Annotated in this window: 15 protein-coding genes; 5 read left to right on the top strand and 10 right to left on the bottom strand. The window is 61.2% G+C overall.

Annotated elements, in window-relative coordinates; translation table 11 throughout:
• Window positions 1–8 precede the first annotated feature (8 nt).
• From tssL to tagF, 3 genes are read left to right on the top strand one after another with little or no spacing between them, the layout of a single operon-like run.
• Window positions 9–1,337: a type VI secretion system protein TssL, long form gene (gene tssL, locus HB633_RS05615; protein ID WP_213777115.1), complete on the top strand. Its 1,329-nt coding sequence runs from the start codon at window positions 9–11 to the stop codon at window positions 1,335–1,337.
• Window positions 1,334–4,891, top strand: coding sequence for a type VI secretion system membrane subunit TssM (gene tssM, locus HB633_RS05610; RefSeq protein ID WP_213777113.1), 3,558 nt, complete (start codon window positions 1,334–1,336; stop codon window positions 4,889–4,891). The genes tssL and tssM overlap by 4 nt, the downstream gene beginning before the upstream one ends.
• Window positions 4,888–5,487 (top strand): type VI secretion system-associated protein TagF, encoded by a 600-nt coding sequence (gene tagF / locus HB633_RS05605; protein ID WP_213777111.1) that lies wholly within the window; start codon window positions 4,888–4,890, stop codon window positions 5,485–5,487. Before tssM ends, tagF begins: the two co-directional genes overlap by 4 nt.
• On the opposite strand, the gene HB633_RS05600 is transcribed toward tagF, so the two are convergent.
• The 9 genes from HB633_RS05600 to HB633_RS05560 all read right to left on the bottom strand — a co-directional run bounded on the left by HB633_RS05600 (window position 5,484) and on the right by HB633_RS05560 (window position 14,992).
• Window positions 5,484–6,896 carry a serine/threonine-protein kinase gene (locus HB633_RS05600; RefSeq protein WP_213777109.1) on the bottom strand — a complete coding sequence of 471 codons (1,413 nt, stop codon included), beginning with the start codon at window positions 6,894–6,896 and terminating at the stop codon, window positions 5,484–5,486. The genes tagF and HB633_RS05600 overlap by 4 nt on opposite strands.
• 2 nt (window positions 6,897–6,898) lie before the next feature.
• A complete protein-coding gene (locus tag HB633_RS05595) occupies window positions 6,899–7,792 on the bottom strand; it encodes a DUF3365 domain-containing protein (RefSeq protein WP_213777107.1) in 894 nt (297 codons plus the stop codon).
• The gene (locus HB633_RS05590) at window positions 7,789–8,733 is read right to left on the bottom strand and encodes a hypothetical protein (RefSeq protein WP_213777105.1); all 945 of its coding nucleotides are present in this window, start codon (window positions 8,731–8,733) and stop codon (window positions 7,789–7,791) included. Before HB633_RS05590 ends, HB633_RS05595 begins: the two co-directional genes overlap by 4 nt.
• 88 nt (window positions 8,734–8,821) lie before the next feature.
• Window positions 8,822–9,799 (bottom strand): anti-sigma factor, encoded by a 978-nt coding sequence (locus HB633_RS05585; protein WP_213777104.1) that lies wholly within the window; start codon window positions 9,797–9,799, stop codon window positions 8,822–8,824.
• A gap of 540 nt (window positions 9,800–10,339) precedes the next feature.
• Window positions 10,340–11,230, bottom strand: a complete 891-nt coding sequence (locus tag HB633_RS05580) for a zf-HC2 domain-containing protein (RefSeq protein WP_213777102.1) — start codon at window positions 11,228–11,230, stop codon at window positions 10,340–10,342.
• The gene (locus tag HB633_RS05575) at window positions 11,227–11,772 is read right to left on the bottom strand and encodes an RNA polymerase sigma factor (protein ID WP_213777101.1); all 546 of its coding nucleotides are present in this window, start codon (window positions 11,770–11,772) and stop codon (window positions 11,227–11,229) included. Before HB633_RS05575 ends, HB633_RS05580 begins: the two co-directional genes overlap by 4 nt.
• A gap of 138 nt (window positions 11,773–11,910) precedes the next feature.
• The gene (locus HB633_RS05570; protein WP_255580756.1) at window positions 11,911–13,008 is read right to left on the bottom strand and encodes a catalase family peroxidase; all 1,098 of its coding nucleotides are present in this window, start codon (window positions 13,006–13,008) and stop codon (window positions 11,911–11,913) included.
• 185 nt (window positions 13,009–13,193) lie between these two features.
• Window positions 13,194–14,324, bottom strand: a complete 1,131-nt coding sequence (locus tag HB633_RS05565; protein WP_213777100.1) for a DSD1 family PLP-dependent enzyme — start codon at window positions 14,322–14,324, stop codon at window positions 13,194–13,196.
• Window positions 14,321–14,992, bottom strand: coding sequence for an HAD-IA family hydrolase (locus tag HB633_RS05560; RefSeq protein WP_213777099.1), 672 nt, complete (start codon window positions 14,990–14,992; stop codon window positions 14,321–14,323). Before HB633_RS05560 ends, HB633_RS05565 begins: the two co-directional genes overlap by 4 nt.
• Before the next feature lie 77 nt (window positions 14,993–15,069).
• On the opposite strand from HB633_RS05560, the gene HB633_RS05555 reads away from it, so the two are divergent.
• Together HB633_RS05555 and HB633_RS05550 are read left to right on the top strand one after the other, a co-directional pair.
• Window positions 15,070–15,993: a LysR family transcriptional regulator gene (locus HB633_RS05555; protein WP_213777098.1), complete on the top strand. Its 924-nt coding sequence runs from the start codon at window positions 15,070–15,072 to the stop codon at window positions 15,991–15,993.
• Between the two features lie 45 nt (window positions 15,994–16,038).
• Window positions 16,039–17,217: a pyridoxal phosphate-dependent aminotransferase gene (locus HB633_RS05550; RefSeq protein ID WP_213777097.1), complete on the top strand. Its 1,179-nt coding sequence runs from the start codon at window positions 16,039–16,041 to the stop codon at window positions 17,215–17,217.
• Here HB633_RS05550 and HB633_RS05545 read toward each other — a convergent pair.
• Window positions 17,214–17,693, bottom strand: coding sequence for an Lrp/AsnC family transcriptional regulator (locus tag HB633_RS05545; protein WP_213777096.1), 480 nt, complete (start codon window positions 17,691–17,693; stop codon window positions 17,214–17,216). The two genes, HB633_RS05550 and HB633_RS05545, sit on opposite strands and share 4 nt — an antisense overlap.
• Between the last annotated feature and the right edge of the window lie 114 nt (window positions 17,694–17,807).

The raw sequence follows: 17,807 nt of genomic DNA, 5'->3' as shown, positions 1-17,807 counted from the left end.
ACACCGCAATGACTAACGACACGAATCCGGCCATCGACGACTCCGGTTTCCTCGACGCCGCGCGCACCATCATGATGCCCACGCCCGGCCTGAAGCGCGAGCGCCCGGCCACGCTGAGGTCCGCAGCGGCGGCGCCTGCGTTGGCGCCACTCGATGCCACGCTCGCCGGCCGCAACCCGCTGTTGCGCGCCGCGAACCCGTTGCTTGAACTCGCGTTGCCGTTGCGGCGCCTGACGAGCCACCCGGACCTCGAGGCATTGCGTACGCAGCTGATCCAGATGGTGCGCACGTTTGAAACCAACGGCCGCGCGTTCGGCGTGCCCGATGCACAACTCGGCCCGGCGCGCTATTGCCTGTGCACGTTTATCGATGAGTCGATTGCTGCCACGCCGTGGGGCGCGGGCGTATGGGGCCGCCGCAGTCTGCTCGTGACATTCCACAACGAAGCATCGGGCGGCGAGCGTTTGTTCGTGATCCTGCAGCGTCTTGCACAAACACCGGCTATCGATGTGGATCTGCTCGAACTGATCTACGTGATGCTCGCACTCGGTTTCGACGGACGATATCGCCTGATCGAAGGCGGCAAGACGCAACTCGACGTGATCCGCGAACGGCTCGAACAAATGATTCGCGCGCAGCGCGCCCCCGTTGAACGCGCGTTGTCGCCGCATTGGCAGCCGGCGCCGCGTGAACGCAAGCGCTTGCTGCAGTTCGTGCCGCTGTGGGTCGCGCTTGCGCTTGCCGCATTCGTGCTCGTCACCGCGAGCCTGGTGTTGAGCTTCCGGATCAACGACTTTTCAGACCCGGTATTTGCTTCCATGCGTTCGATACGCGTGGCGCCGGCGCCCGTGCTGGCATCGAAGGTCGATGCGGCGCCCAAACTCGCCGCGACGCTCGCCGGATTCCTCGCGCCTGAAATTGCGCAGGGGCTGGTCACGGTCGGCGATTCCGCGGACCGCACCACCGTTACCATCAACAACACCGCGACGGGCACGCAATTGTTTGCATCGGGCAGCGCCGACCTCGATCCGCATTTCGCGCCGCTGATGCAGCGCATTGCCGATGCATTGCAGGACAAACCGGGCAACGTCGTGGTGATCGGCCATACCGATAACCAGCGCATCATCTCGGCGCGGTTTCCGTCGAACGTGGCGCTGTCGCAGGCACGCGCCGATACCGTGCGCGCGATCATCGCCGCGCGGATCAATACGCCGGCGCGCCTGAGCTCGGAAGGACGGGGCGATACCGAGCCGATTGCATCGAACGATACCCCTGCCGGCCGCGCGAAAAACCGTCGCGTCGCCATTGTGATTCTCTCGCCAGGAGCCGCGTCATGAGGTGGTTAAGCGGATTCAGAAAGCCGGTGGTCATGTCGTTCTTCGGCGTGATGGCGCTGGCGTTCATTGTGTGGTTCGAAGGCCCGTTGCTCGCGTTCAATGGCAGCGCGCCGCTTGGCAGCACGACGAGCAGGTGGATCGCGATCGCGCTGCTGTTTGCCGGCTGGGCGATGTACTTCGGCACGCGTGCTTTGAAGACGCGGCTCGCGAGTTCGAGCTTTGTGCGCAGCCTTATCGCGGATTCGGTGAACCCGGCGAATCGCGAGCCGAGCGAAGCGCGCAAAGCCGCCGACGCCGACCTTTCCATACTGCGCACACGTTTCGAAGAAGCGTTGAAAACCTTGCGCAGCACTGCCACCGGTAAAGACAGCAAAGGCTGGAAGTCGTGGTTCAGCGCACGCCGTCAGACCATCTACGATTTGCCGTGGTACATGTTTGTCGGGGCGCCGGGCGCAGGCAAGACTACTGCGCTGGTCCATTCCGGCTTGCGTTTTCCGTTAGCGGATCGATTGGGCGTTCAAGCCATTGGCGGCGTGGGCGGCACGCGTCATTGCGACTGGTGGTTCACCGACGACGCCGTTCTCCTCGACACTGCCGGCCGCTTCACCACGCAAGACAGCCACGCCGAAGCAGATCGCGGCGCATGGATCGGCTTCCTCGCGATGCTGCGCAAATACCGTCCGCGCCGTCCGCTCAACGGCGTGATGGTGGTGGTATCGGCGGCGGATTTGTTGCAGCAGACCGACACCCAGCGCTCCGCGCACGCGGCATCGGTTCGTGAACGCCTGAGCGAGTTGAACAAGCAGCTCGGCATGCGTTTTCCAGTGTACGTAGTGGTCACGAAGAGCGACATGCTCTCGGGCTTCTCCGAATTCTTCGATGATCTCGGCCGCGACGAACGCGAGCAAGTCTGGGGCGTGACCTTTCCGCATTCGCCTGAAGAAAATGCGGAAAACGCAGAGCAACCGCTGCAGCGTTTCCCCGACGAATTCCGTCTGCTGCACCGGCAACTTCAGGATCGCGTGCTGCAACGCATGCAGCAGGAAACCGATGTGCGCCGTCGCGCGCTGATCTATTCGTTCCCGCAGCAGTTTGCGGGTATCGAAGGGTCGTTGCAGCGTTTTCTCGATGACGCGTTCAGCGAATCGCGCTTCGATCGCGCTGCGTTGTTGCGCGGCGTCTACTTCACGAGCGGTACGCAAAGCGGTCGTCCGCTGGATCGCATGATGAGTTCCATGGCGGCGGCGCTCGGCTTGCAACGTGAAGTGCTGCTCGCCGATACATCGAGTGGACGCGCGTATTTCGTGAAGCGTCTGCTGCGCGATGTGATCTTCGAGGAAGCCGGTCTTGCGGGCAGCAACCCGCGTGTGGAGCGGCGGCGCGCGCGGTTCCAGCAGATGGCCATCGGCGTGGTCGGGGCGGTGCTGATCGCGGGATTGATTGGCCTCTTCGTGAGCGATCGCGCGAACCGCCGCTTTGTTGAAGAAAGCCGGCAGCAGATCGCCGCGCTTCAGCAGCGCGTGCAGCAAACCACGCTGGGCGATGATCCGCTCGCGGTACTTCCCGTACTCGATGCAGCCCGTGATCTTCCCGGCGGCGAAGCCGAACGCGAAAGCCGTGGCGATGCCTGGTGGGCAAAGCTCGGACTCGATCAGCGCGAGAAGCTCGGCGCCGAAGCGCAGCGTGTCTATCAGCGATTGTTGCGCCAGACGTTGTTGCCCATTGTTGTGCAGCGGATGGAAGAGGAGCTGCGCAGAGGGGACGCCAACAATGCCGCGCTTCAATACGAAGTGCTGCGCGCCTACCTGATGCTCGGCGACCCGACGCATTACGATCCCGACGCGCTGAGAAGCTGGGCCATGCGAGACTGGCAGCGCGGTCCGCTGAAAACAGCAAGCGACGCGCAACGCGCGAGTATCGACCAGCATCTCGAAGCGCTGTTCCGTCGCGGACAGTTTGATTCAAACCTGCCGCTCAATCAGAATCTGATCGCCCAAGCGCGCTCCACTTTGAGCCGCGTACCGCTTGCGCAGCGCCTGAACAGCCGCATCCAGCAACAGCTCACGCAACTGCATCTGGCGGATTTTTCCGTCGCCAAGGCGGCGGGGCCAAGTGGTCTGCTCGTGTTCGTGCGCAAGAGCGGGACGCCGTTGACGCAGGGTATCGACGGCGCTTATACCCAAGCCGGCTTCACCGCATTCCTGCGCTTGCGCGAGATGACGCTCGCCAATATCGCAAAGGATGACTGGGTGTTGGGGCGTGCGGAAACGAAGCCGGATGCGGCGGGTATCGATGACCTTCGCACGGCCCTGACGCGTTTGTATTGCGAGGAAAGCATCCGGCAATGGGACGGTCTGCTTGGCGATGTCGGCGTCGTGCCGTTCTCCGCGCCCGACCAGGGCGCGCGCGTTGCGAACCTGATGGGTTCGCAAAATTCGCCCTTGCGCGCGCTGATCGAAGCGGCATCGAATGAGACTACGTTCGTTGCGCCTGGTTCTGGCGCGGACGCTGCCACCGGCAAGTTCGGTGCATTGCGCAAAAGCCTGGGTGGGTCAGCCGTGCAACCCGCTGCGACCGCCGACAGCGCCGCGCTCGTCAACACGCATTTTCAGTCCCTGCATGATCTTGCGGGCAAGCCGGGAGCGACATCGGGCGCGCCCATCGACGACTCGATTGGTGCATTGAAGGAAGCCGCCGCGACGCTGCAAGCCGTCGATTCCGCGCGCAAACAATCGCTGCCCTTGCCGCCGACGAGTTCGCTCGACCGTCTCAAGCTGCTCGCGCAAGGCGCGCCCGCGCCGCTGGGTTCGGTGCTGCAAGGCGTCGCCGATAACGCCGATACCGTGCAGGTCCAAAGCCAGCGCGCGCAGGTTCGTGCGCTTTGGGCATCGACGGTTGCACCGGCTTGCAGGCAAGCGCTCGACGGCCGCTATCCGCTCGTGCGTACTTCGACGCGTGATGCCGCGCCGGATGATTTCGGTCGCATTCTCGGGCCGGGCGGTTTGATCGATGACTTCTTCCAGAAGAACTTGCAGAACCGCGTGGACACCTCGGGTGCCGTGTGGCGCTGGCGTCCGGAGGCGCGCTCGCTCGGCATCCCCGACGACGTCCTCGCGCAGTTCCAAAATGCCGCGCAGATACGCGACGCGTTGTTTCGCGACGGCGGCCATGATGTATCGGTGCGATTTTCGGCGAAGCTCGCGTCCATCGATCCATCCGTCAAACGTTTTGTGCTCGATATAGACGGCGTGCAACTGGTCGCAACCGACAGCACGCCTGGCGCGACCGCCGCCTTCCAGTGGCCGAGCGGCAAGGGCACGGGACAGGCGCACGTCGAGCTTGATCCGGCATCAACGAGTGCGGCGCACGCGGACGGTCCATGGGCGTTGTTCCATCTCCTCGATACCGCCCGGATCGCGCCTGCCGGTCAGCCTGACCATTTCAAGGCGGCGTTCGATGGTGGCCTGGTCTCGGTCGATCTCACCGCGAGCAGCGTAATCAATCCGTTTCGCGCGGGCGTGCTCGACCGCTTCCGCTGCCCGGCGCAATTATGACCAAGCTTGAAGAAGCGGGCACGGGCTTCTACGGAAAAGTGCGCACACATGGCGACTTCGTGGGAAGGGGGTTGTCGCACGAGTTTGTCGTGCAATGGGACGCGTGGCTGCAACGCGGTTTGATTACGGCCCAACAACGTCTCGGCGATGCATGGCTTCGAGACTTTCTCGGCATGCCGCTATGGTGCTTCGCGATGAAACCCGGGGTGATGGATGACGCCGCGTATGCGGGCGTGATGATGCCGGGGATCGATGCGGTCGGGCGTTATTTTCCGTTCGTGGTGGCGCGGCCGATGGACCAAGCGGTCTTCGGCGACTGGCTGCGCAGCAGTTCGGTCTGGTACGAACATGCGGCGGCCCTGGCGTTATCGACGTTGAAGGCGAGGTTCGCGCTGACGGAGTTCGAGACGGAACTGGAGCAACTCGATGATGGCGCGGAGACGCTGGTCTGGCGTGATACGTTCAAGCGCTTTTCGAGCGAAGCAGATGTTGCGAGCGTATGGTGGACGGCAACGGAATTGCATGCGCCGCAAGTGCTGCATAAGCATGACGGTGCGCCCGATGCAGCGTTGTTCTTGCGATTGCTAGAAGGCTAATCCGGCGCGATACCAAGATCCCGCCGCAACGCATCGCTATCTTTTTGATCCTGCACGGCCGCAATCAAACGGTCGTAAAACGTATCGATATCTGGCACATTCGCGGCGGCGCGCACCACGATAACGCGTGCGATCGGCCCGACATAAGCCGCGAGTTTAAGCGTGGCGTCTTGCAGCACGTCGGGTTTTATACTTGCGTAATTCACCGACTCACTTTTGGGCATTGAAGTCCGCTTCATACCCGACAAAACCCGCGATCCTTCCCCCGGCGTTTCCAGCCGCATCAACAGCGAATTAAAATCACGACGCGCGGCGTCCGTGGGGAAATGCGCGGCAAGCCGCTCGCGCAATGCGTTGAAGTCCGAAGACCTGGCCGTCGCACGACGCAGCAAGATTGTGGCGACCGGCCCCACGTGACTCGCCAGCCGCTCCTCCAGTTGCGCGATCAATTCGGGCGGCCATTCCATTGAAGGCTCGGCGAGTTCGGGCGCTTCCAGCAACGCAACCGGCTTTGCAAACGCAATGACGGTCTGATCGCTGTCGTCGGATTGCGCCGCGCCGAGCGCGCCCAACAGCACATCGCGCCATTCACGCGCGGAGCCGTATCGATCCTCGGGCCGTTTCGAAAGCGCCTTCATCAACATCGCATCGATAAAGCTGGCCAAGTCCGGCGCGCGTTCCGACGGCAACACTGGCGTTTCGCTCAGCACTTGCCGCATGACGACGGTCGGCGTGCCCGCAAACGGACATACGCCCGTCAGCATTTCATACAGGACGACCGCGGCGGAAAAGAGATCGGCGCGAGCATCGATGGTCTCACCCGTGAACTGTTCCGGCGACATGTAGCTGGGCGTGCCGATCACCGTGCCCAGTTGCGTGAGATGCGACGCTTCGATCCGCGCAATGCCGAAGTCCGTGATCTTGCATTCGCCGCGTTGCGTGATCAGCAAATTTGCGGGCTTGATATCGCGATGAATCACGCCCTCGTGATGCGCATAGTCGAGCGCATCGAGCAGTTGCACAAAGCAACCCAAAGCACGCGCCGGTTCAATACGCGTCTGATTGCGGGCATGCTGCGCGAGGCGCGCGGCGAGACTCTCCCCACGCACATATTCCATCGTGATGTACGCCGTGTCTCCCGCCTCGCCGTAGTCATGCACCGAGACAATATTCGGATGCGCAAGACGCCCGGCTGCACGCGCTTCGTTTAGAAAACGCGCGGTCAGTTCATGCATCGATCCGCCTTCGGAACCCGCCGGCAACAACTCGTTGCGGATGGTTTTAAGCGCGACATGACGCTCGATTTGCGGATCGAACGCGAGGTACACAATGCCCATTGCGCCACGTCCGAGCACACGCTCGATGCGGTATCGGCCGAGTTCGGATGGGATATCGGCGGATGCCGTCATGATCAGTGCGCGCCTTCATCGAGGATCTTGAACGCCTCGATCAGGCTCGTCCGCATGCGTCCAAACGATACCGCCAGCGACGCGATTTCATCCGATCCACCCGTCGGCAGCGGCGTATCGGCGAGCTTGCCGAGACTCATTTCATCGGCGGCGCGCGAGAGCGACTGAATGGGCCGCGTAATCAGCAGGTTCACCATCACGTTCATCACGATCAGCACCACCGCGAACACCGCGGTGAGCGACAGCATGAACGTGCGCCATAAGGCGCGTCCACGTTCGATAGGTTGCGTCATCGGCACCGATACAAATTCCGCGCCGATCACGTCGTTCATGGCCCAGCCGAAACCGTTCGCCGAGCCATATTTATCGATCATGGTGGCTGGCGCCGCGCTCGGCGTGCTGTGGCACTGCATGCACGCGACGTCCGTGATGCGGCTCGGCCGCGCGAGGAACAAGGTCGGGTTGCCGGATGAAACGCGCTGGCCGGTCATTTGTTTCAGATCGGGATGATCGTGCAGATGCGTGATCACGTCCGTTTCCCAATCGGTCGGCCGGTCGCGGGGATTGGTCGGATTGAGCATGGTCGACTTGTACGAAAAGTTCGGGAAATCCTTTTGCAGCAGATTCAGCATTTCGATGGCCGAGAACGCCGGAATGGATTCGGGCACGAACTGATATTTGATCTGCGTGGCAAGAAGCGGCGTCACGTGGGTCGCGGTATAGCTTTGCATCGATGCGGCCGCGCTGATCAGCACGTTGGCGTCGTGAACGGTTTCATCGAGCGCCTGCTTTTGCAACAAACGGTCTGCGACCACGCCCGCCGCGCTCAGCCCGATTGCAAAGACGATCAGGAAGACAAGGTTGAACTTGGCGCTAAGAGAGAGTTTGCGTTTCATGGGTGTTGATACAGTGAGTTCGCGGGTAGCGCGGAGGTATTGACGCGAAAGGCTTGCAAGGCACGTTGGCGGGCATCGGGACGTGGCGCGGGCGGATAGAGCAGGACGCGCCACTCGGGCAGCGCCTTGAGGTTCTGGTCGATGGCGCGGCGGAACGCGGGGTCGCTCAGGCGCGGCCGGAAGCGTGCGGGGAAGCGCTTGCGTGCAGGCAGGTCGCTTACGAGCCACGCGGAAACATCGTCGTAGGCCACGGCGCGCTGCGGTTTTATTGCACTGTCATGCGTGGCCGGCGTCACTGGCAGACGCTGCAACGCGTCGCGGAAAGCGACCGGCATATCGGCGAGAAATGCGCTCGACGGACGCTGCGCAATCTGCGGCGGTGCGCTCGCGGTTGCATAAGCAAAGCTTCCCGGCGTGATCGTGCTTCGACGCGCGGAAGCGGCCAACGTTTGCGTGCCGCTTTCGCTAAAGACAGCAATGGTCGACTTGCCGTCATCGGCGCCGGGAAGCGCTGCGATAACCGCCGCCGCGTTCGCTCCGAACTCGAGGGCGCCTCGTTCCGTATCGATAACAGGCGCCGCGCACGGCTGCGTGACGCACGCATGCGCGACCTTCAACCAGCCATCGAGCAGCGACACGCGCAACCCCGCCTGAAGCAGCACGCGCGTCTGTGCGCCGAGCGCTAGCAGGTTGCCGGCGTCGTCCTGAAGCTGGACGACGCTGCGTGGCGCGGATTCGATCAGGTCATCGTCGCGCAGCGCCTCACCCGCGCCTAGCTGATAGACGTTCGTTGCGCGAATGACTGTGGCGGGCGCTTCGGCATTTGCAATCGTCCAGCCGGCATGAGCTTGCGATACTGCAAACAACAAGCCGAACGCGAGCAATTGGCGCAGTCCGCGCGAGGGCAACAGAAACAGGAAGTATTCGAGGCGATATCTCATGCGTTCCGCTGTGCGTTAATGCGCCGCGAGCCAGGAAATGGCTGGTGCATTAAACACAACAGCGAAGCGATGAAATTATTCCGCGCGACTAGAAAACAGAGCGGGTATTGAACGGGACTTTGGCCGATGCCAAAAACGCAGCGTCTGCCGCGCGAGATTCGTTGCGGCTGAAAAGCGGCGCGACCTGACTGCTTGAGATCTGCTTGCCGAGCGCCGTCAGATCGACACCTTGCGGCTGCCCGATCAACGCATAGCCGAGTTCGGCCTGACGCCAGGTGACCACGGTCATCGATGCAACCTTCTGGTCTGCCACCGCCGCATCCGGCTTCACTTCTTTCATCACGCACAGCGCAATGGGCGCGCCTTCCTTTGGCAGATACACGATCTGTACGAGCGGCTTGTTGTTGAAGCGCAGGCGCTGCACGCGCTTGAACGTCAGCCCCGCCGCGCTCAAGTCCGGAATGCGCAGCGCAAGGCCATCGTCCTGGCGGATTTCGTTGACGGTCTTGATGGACAGGTCGGTATCGCTGTTGACGTTGGCAACCGTGTCACGCGAATAAAGTTGCTGGTAGCTCGCCGCAGCCGTGATCCACGGCGACACACCTGTTCCCACTGATGCAATCGACGCTCCCACGTTCGACGCAGGCCCCGCGCCGGGTCCGAGCCGCAGCACGAGGCCGCATGCGAATGCGCCGCCGAGGAATGCAACGGCAAGCCACGCCGGGGCCACGCGCAGGCGCGAACGAATAGTCGGCGACGCCGGACTTCCGGGCGCGCGCTCAACCACCGGATCATTGACGCTGACATCGGGTTGGCTTGTCTGGCTTTCGGCCTTGAGCTTGGCCGCTCGGGCCATTTCATCGATCTTCGCCGTCAGGCTCGCGGGAACGGGCGGCAACTTCTGTCCGGCAAATGCATCGCGATATGGCAGCCGCGAAGCCTGCAAAAGCGCAACACGCTCGGCCACGTCGGGAGAAGTGCGCAGTTCGCGCTCGACTTCCTCGCGCTCGTGCAACGGCAGTTCGCCGTCCACGTAGGCCATCAGCCAAGTATCGTCCGATTTCATAAGACTTAAGCAGTTTGCTTTCGCTGATGATTTATGTTTTTGTTTCTCTCGTGCCCTTAATTGCATTTCCCCAATCAACAGAACATTCTGATTTGAAATTGCAATCGACCTTCGAGGACTCTACTGCTTCGTCACAGTTTCTCTAATGGCTTATTTATAAACAAGCCGGAACACCTGTACAACCAGCATAACCACCCGTTGCGCTTGCGGCACCGCTCGGCGAGGAGCGTGCCGGGGTTTTCGATTACATTGTCTTTCGAGAAAATCGCAACCTGAAATCAACGCGATTTCCATAACGACGCATCAAGGTTATACCGGTCCTAAATGAAGAACACCTGGGTTCGACGCAAAATTCCATATGCGCACGATTAAATTGAAAACCCTGAAACCCAGCGCAGTCTAGCCTCAGCCGAACCTGTAACAAGTGTAACTGTGATTTGGTGCGGATGCTTAATCGTTGTTTCCTGCAAACCACACGTTGTAGGTTGCGGAGCGAAAAACGCCGCGGGTCGAACGCACGGCGTATGCAAGTGCGAGGAGTCAGCTAGCCGATGCTTTGGGCTGCGTCGCGGAGGTTGCATCGCTAAAAAGCTGCTCGACCTCGCGGTTCGAGATCTGCTTGCCGAGCGCATTGAGGTCCACGCCAGCGGGTTTGCCGATCAGCGCATAGCTGAGCTCGGCCTGACGCCACGTGACCACACGCATGGAATCGACGTCCTGACCAGCTACCGCCTGATCCGGTTTCACGTCTTTCATCACGCACAGCGCGACAGGTTCGCCTTTTTCCGGCTGATACACGATCTGCACCAGCGGCTTGTTGTTGAAACGCAGGCGCTGCACCGTCTTGAACGTCAGACCCGCATTGCGCAGATCGGGAATACGCAACGCAAGTCCGTCTTCGCGGCGGATGTCATCGACGGTTTTCGACGAAGTTTCGGGCGTCTCGCTGACATAGGCGAGCGTGTCGCGCGTGTAGAGCTTTTGATAGCCAGTTGCGGCTTGCACCCACGGCGAGAGGTTGCTTGACGCCATCGAACTGGATGCGCCGTGGTCCAGCAAAGGCCCGAGGCGCAGGAACAATCCGCCGCAGAATGCGCCGGCCACGCATGCTGCCGCGAGCCACGCCGGAACCGAGCGCATGCGCGAGCGCACGGGAGCGGTGGCCGGCGCCGGCATAGCGCTGTCGTTGACGGCGGAAGGAGCGGCATGCGCACGCGCCATTGCTTCGATTTTCTGCGTCAACGAATCCGGTACCGGCGGCAAATTTTGCGTGGCGAACGCGCCCTGATAATCCACCCGCGACGCCTTTAGCAGCTCGACCAGCTCAGCGGCTTCGGCTGACGCCCGTATGTGTTCCTCGACTTCATGGCGCCGGTCGATCGGCAGTTCACCGTCGACATACGCCATTAAGGTTATTTCATCGGTCTTCATGCAATTGAGTCCTTTCGCGTCGCCGAGGCTTTTGACTTCGGTTCGTGCGTGCCGAATTGCGCGCCGACGGCTTGCCGTGCGCGCGATAAGCGGCTCATGACGGTTCCGATAGGAACCTCGAGTACATCTGCAGCTTCCTGATAACTCAGGCCTTCGACCGCGACCAGCAGCATGACCACGCGCTGCGCTTCGGGCAGGCGCTCCACGGCGCTGATGATCTGCCCGTGCATCAGCTGCGTTTCCGGGCCTTTATCGACAGGGTCGGCAATGTTTTCCAGGAAGTCGTCATCCCATTCCATGCTGGAACGTTTGCGCACGCTTCGCGCCCGCAACTCGTTGATCCAGGTGGAATGCACGATCGAAAACATCCAGCTTAACGGGGCTGTATCGGGCTGCAATTGATGCGCCCGTTCGAGCGCGCGAAGGCACGCGCGCTGGACGAGATCCTCGGCGTCGTGCCGGTCGCCCGATATGCGCAGCGCGAAGGCCCACAAGCGCGGCAGCATCTCGGGAAGCATGCTTGGTAAGTCTGCACCGTTCATCGAACGAATATCTCCTGGTACCAGTGTCTTGTCCGAGTGCTGCTGGCAGCATGCACGTGAGCGCTGCGTAAAACGAACCGCGTAGTTTAACTTGAGATCGGACATTTTGCCGCGCACGGGCCGCAGCATGCGAGGGGCCTAGCGCCGTGTATTTGCCGATTGCGCCGCCTGTGCTTCTTCGCGTGTACGACGGTTGAAAGAAACCGCATAAGCCGACGAACGCGCAGCCAGCAGCGGATCGTCCGATGGCTCGATCCCAGCCGGCAAAACCAGCGGGTCGAAGTTGATGTCGCGACAGGCGCCATCGATTTGCGATTCCGCTTTGTCGATTACCAAAACCCCCGCGTCCACGCGATGCAACTCCCGCTCTTGCGGCCAGACGCGCGTGGCGTCGTTCGTGGGATCTCCGGGCGCGGCCGGCGTGATCATCAAATTCCAGCGCACCGGACCGCGCTCGAGCCGCTTGCTCAGGTCGTGAGCGAGAAAATCCGGATCGCGTGTCATGGCTGCACTGACCGGCTGGTACGTTGCGTCGGGCACGACGCTCCATCGGACAAAACGCGTGTTGCCTTGAGCGTTGGTAAACCTGAACGCGTTGATGCTGAAGTAACTGGCGTTATAAAAGTTCGATGACGCCGGGTGACTCGCCAGCCATTCGTGAAACGCCTTTGTTTCCGGGTGTTTTTCCAGGAACATCTCCATCTTCGCGGGGTCCACGCGGCCGCTCGCGGCGTCCGGCCGCAATGCGGCCAATTGCTGATACAGCGCTTCGGGCGTGCGGACGGCGAAGATCGGCACGGAGTTCATCGCCATGCGCCATTGTTCGCCATCGCTTGTCGTGAAGCGCAGCGCGAAACTGCGGACCATGGCGGTATCGTCTTCTTGCGTCGGGTCGAAACCCGGCGCCGACAAGCGCCCGACCAAAGGCACGACGCCCGCCTTGAAAACGCTCGCCCGCGAAAGCTGCGCACCGTTGCCGTTGCTTTCGAAATGGCCGCTCACGCACACGCCCTTCGCATGATTGCGCCGGAAGCCAGGGTGCGGACTGGTATCGGCTTCGAATGCATCGATCAGCCGAGCTGGAGTAAGCGCTTGTTGAGTTGACGGCCAACGAATCCATCCGCCGGTCCAGGCAAACAAGCCCGCGATAGCGCCAATCGATACAGCGATCAGGGCGTAGCGGGATATCAGGCTGGAATGGCGGCGCGTTTCATTCATGGCGATGCTTGGCTTCATTGCTGCCACGTGGAATCGGCCTTTGATCGGCGATGCCGGCAAGCCAGGAAGTCAGAAGGCGGTAATTATAGTCCGACAAAAAAGTTGTCTGTTGACCCTTTGACACAAATTTGAAGGTGAGTTTGACCGCTGAGCGTTGTTTAGCGGGTGTTTGCGCGATTTGTTGTCTGACGAGTTGTGTTCGATTACCAGCCGTAAAACCGATTCCACACTTCGATCTCGTCTTCCCCCGAGCGCGCGTGATAAGCGGGGTATTGCGCGCCAGTCGCGCAGGCGTGGTTCGGCAAGATCAAAAGCCGCGTGCCGACCGGCAAATGCGCGGCGATGTCCGTATCCGGATCACCCGTGTTCGCGAGAATCCCATGTTCCTGATTCGCGCCGGTCAACGTGTAGCCTTCGAGCGGTGAACCGTCGAACGTGCAAGGCTGGCCATAACCATAATCGTGCGTCTGCTTCGCCGTGCCACGATCGCGGCTCATCGCCATCCAGCCGGCATCGAGAATGGCCCAGCCTTTGTCCGCCTGATGACCAATGACCGTTGTCAGCACGCTCAGCGCCAGATTGGTGGTATCGCAAACGCCGACGTTGCGCATCACCAGATCGAAGAACACATAGACGCCCGCGCGAACCTCGGTCACGCCTTCAAGATGACGCGCGGCAAGCGCGGTCGGCGTGGAACCGACGCTGACGACATCGCACGGCAAGCCCGCATTGCGCAAGCGCTCGGCCGCGTGCACGCAGCCGGCGCGTTCCTGTTCGGCGAGCGCTGCGAGGGCATCGGGCGTGTTCAATTCGTAGCTCGATCCGGCGTGTGTCAGCACGCCGCCCAGGCGCGCGCCGTTGCCATTCAGCGCACGACCGATATCGATCAAGCGAGGTTCATCAGGCTTGACGCCGGAGCGATGGCCATCGGTATCGATTTCGATCCATACCTCGAACGTCTCGCCATGCAGCCCGCCGAATTCCGCAACGGCTTGCGCGGATTCGAGGTTATCGACGATCAGTTTCAAATCGCAACCGGCTTGCTTCAACGCCAGCGCGCGCGGCAATTTCGATGCAACCATTCCCACCGCATACAGAATGTCGCCGAAACCGGCCGCGAAGAACTGTTCCGCTTCCTTGAGCGTGGACACCGTGATGCCGCGCGCGCCTGCATCGCGCTGTGCGCGCGCGACATGCACGCACTTCGAAGTCTTCACATGCGGCCTGAACGCCACGCCGAGCGCGTCCATATGTGCCTGCATGCGTTCGATATTGCGCATCATGCGCGGCCGGTCGATCAACGCGGCGGGTGTTTCTATCTGGTCGAGCGTCATTCTGCAGAGCCTTCCTTCGATAAACCGAAATCGCGCAGCCACGGCAGCAGCGCGTCGAATGTGGGCGCTTCGATTTCGGGCGCCTGCGCACCATCGACGAGATCGAGGCCCACGCGGTTATGCCAGTAAGTACGCAAGCCGAGCTTCGCGGTGCCGAACATGTCATAGCTCGATCCGGCAACGAAGGCAGCATCGTGCGCCCCGACGTTCAGCTGATCCAGCGCGCGTTGATAAGGACGCGGATCGGGTTTATAGAAGCCCGCGTTTTCCGCTGTCACGATGACATCCCAATCGATATCGAATAGTCCGGCGGCTTGCTGGCCCAGGCGGTTCGAGCAGTTGGTGACAATCGCCAGCTTGCAGTGTGGAACGAGCTTGCGCAGCGTGTCGCGGGCGCCGCTCCATGGCGCGAGTTGCAGCCATTGCGCTTCGAGCGTGCGGGGCGCCGAGTCGTTCAAGCCAACTCGCAACGCGGCCTGACGCACGAGTTCTTCGTAAGGCACATATGCGCCGCAGTTGTAAGTCAGGCGCAGATATTCCGCGCGCCATGTGCGTCCCGCGGCTTCGTTCCCGGCCGCGCGGTTCCACAAGGTCCATGAATCCAGCAGCGCAGTCAGCAGGTCGAACAGCACCGCTTTCGGATAAGTCGAGGCAGATTGATTTGGCATGATGGACGCAACTCTACTCACAAAACATTAAGCTATGGTTAAATTCAAGCATATCTATCCTTAAGTAAAATTGAACGATGGAACTCGCGGACCTCAGGCTCGTCACCACGCTCGCGCGATCGGAATCGCTCAGCGCGGCGGCGCGCGTGCTCAACGTGACGACATCGGCGCTTTCCATGCGGCTCAAGAAGCTGGAAGAAACGCTGGGCGTAACGCTTGCCACGCGCGATGCACGAAACATGTCGCTGACTGCCGACGGCGCCCGCCTCGCGCGCGAAGCACAAGGCTTGCTCGCCGCCATCGAAGCACTCCCCGATACCTTCCGCGACCAGACCGCGCGGCTCGCAGGTCATATCCGGATCGCCGCGCCGTTCGGCTTTGGCCGCGTGCACGTCGCGCCCTTGCTCGCGCGTTTCGCGCGCGAGAACCCGGAGATCCGGCTGCAACTCGACCTGCTGGAAACGCCCTGGCCGCATAGCCACGACGCCGACGTCGTGATCCAGATCGGCACGGTGCGCGATACGTCGTGGACCGCGCGGCCATTGCTCGCCAACGAGCGATGGTTATGCGCAAGTCCGGGTTATGTCGCGGCGCGCGGGTATCCGCGTGAACCGCGCGAGATCCTGGACCATGATTGCATCTGCATCCGTGAAAACGATGAAGACGTGACGCTCTGGCGCATGCGCCGGAGGCGATTGCAAGCCGGCACGAAGCATTCGACGCCGCTTGCGCTTCGCGTCACCGCGGCATTCAGCACGAACGACGGCAGTGTCGCGCGCCGATGGGCCGAGGATGGTCTTGGGCTCGTGCTGCGTTCGCAATGGGACGTGGCGGATGCGGTTGCGTCGGGCAATCTCGTGCGGCTGCTTGGCGAATGGGACTTCGGCAGCGCGCCAGTCACGGCGCTCGCGCCATCGCGCAAAGGCCGCTCTCCGCGCGTGCAGGCGTTGCTGAATTTTCTCGCGACGAACCTCGGCGCTGCGGCCATGAATAACCGATAAGACCGTCGCTATAATCAAACGAAACGCGTTCAAAGGAGTGGCCGCATGAAGTATTCGAATCTCGTCGAGCGTCTGCAAGGCAAACGCACGGCTGCGTGGGAAATTCATCACGCGGCGCAACAAGCCTTCAATAAAGGTGAAGACGTGATCATTCTGAGCGTCGGCGATCCGGATTTCGCAACGCCTGAAGTGATCGTCGATCGCGCGGTCAATGCGCTGCGCGACGGCGATACGCATTACGCGGAAGTGGTGGGACGTGCGCCGCTTCGTGCTTCCATCGCGCGCGATCATGTGCGGCAGACCGGCAACGAAGGTACAGATGAAACCAACGTGATCGTCGTCGCGGGCGCACAGAACGGACTGTTCGCGACATCGTTGTGCTTGTGTGAAGCGGGCGATGAAATCATCGTGCCCGAACCCATGTACCTGACCTACGAGGCAAGCGTGCGCGTCACCGGCGCGACGCTCGTGCCGGTAGCCGTGGATCCGGCGAAGGCATTTCATCTCGATTGCGACGCGCTCGAAGCCGCGATCACGCCGCGCACGAAAGCCATTTTCTTCGCGACGCCTTGCAATCCGACCGGTGTCGTCATGCCGCGCGCCGATCTTGAGTGCATTGCTGCATTTGCGAGAAAACACGATCTGTGGATCGTGTCCGATGAGGTCTACGCCGATCTCACGTTCGATCGCGAGCATGTCAGCATTGCTTCGCTGGAGGGCATGGCCGAGCGCACCGTCACGATTGGCAGCTTGTCGAAATCGCACGCAATGCCGGGGTGGCGCGTGGGCTGGGTGATCGGTCCGAAGACGCTTATCGAACATCTTGGGCGGCTGGCTTTATGCATGCTTTACGGCTTGCCGGGGTTCATCCAGCAAGCCGCAATGACGGCGCTCGAGAACCGTCCGCAGATCGTTGCGGACATGCGCGAGATTTACCGGCGTCGTCGCGATATTGTGTTCGACCGTTTGCGCGATGTGCCCGGCTTGCATTGCCTGTTGCCTGAGGCCGGCATGTTCATGATGGTCGACGTCACCGGTACGGGCCTGAATGCCTACGACTTCAGTTGGCAATTGTTTCGCGCACAAGGTGTGTCGGTGCTCGACGCCAGCGCGTTCGGCGACACCGCCGCGGGTTTCGTGCGGCTGGGGTTTGTACTCGACGAAGCCCGTCTTGCCGAAGCATGCGACCGCATTGCGACGTTCGTAGCCAGCATCAAGCGTTAAGCTGATTCCTCTGGATCATCCAGAGGAATCTTCGTCTCGAACTTCGAGCAGTTCATTGCGAAGTTGCTCTTGAAGTTGCGCACATTGTTGTTCGATGAAAAGAGCCTTCGCGTGAATGCGTGATACGTCTCCATAGACGCGGAATTCACAATCAGCAGAAAGTCAAATTCCCCCGATACCTCGTAGCACGCCATCACATCGGCTTCGTTCATCATGCGTCGCTCGAACGCGCGCAGCAGCGAATCGTTCTGCTTGTCCAGTTCCACTGATACAAAGATGGTCAGCGGCCGCCCCACGCGCATGCGGTCAACAATCGCAACTTCCTTCAGCAACACACCGTCCGCTTTGAGTTGCGCGATCCTGCGCTGGCAGGTTGCGACCGACGCATTGGCTTCGGTCGCGATCACGCGCAACGGCGTGGCCGCGTTTTCCTGCAGCAAGTTGAGGATGCGGACGTCGAGCCGATCGAGTGCCATGCGTGTGTTCCGGTTGAGCGATGCGGTATTCATCGAGTGTAAGCGGCATAAATTGAATCGAATTATCAGCGATCCGCATTTTTGCGGGATTTTTTATCACGCTGCGTTCTTATA

This window comes from Caballeronia sp. dw_276 (genome assembly GCF_018449635.1).
GTDB lineage: Bacteria > Pseudomonadota > Gammaproteobacteria > Burkholderiales > Burkholderiaceae > Caballeronia.
This window is presented reverse-complemented; position numbering and strand designations above follow the sequence as displayed.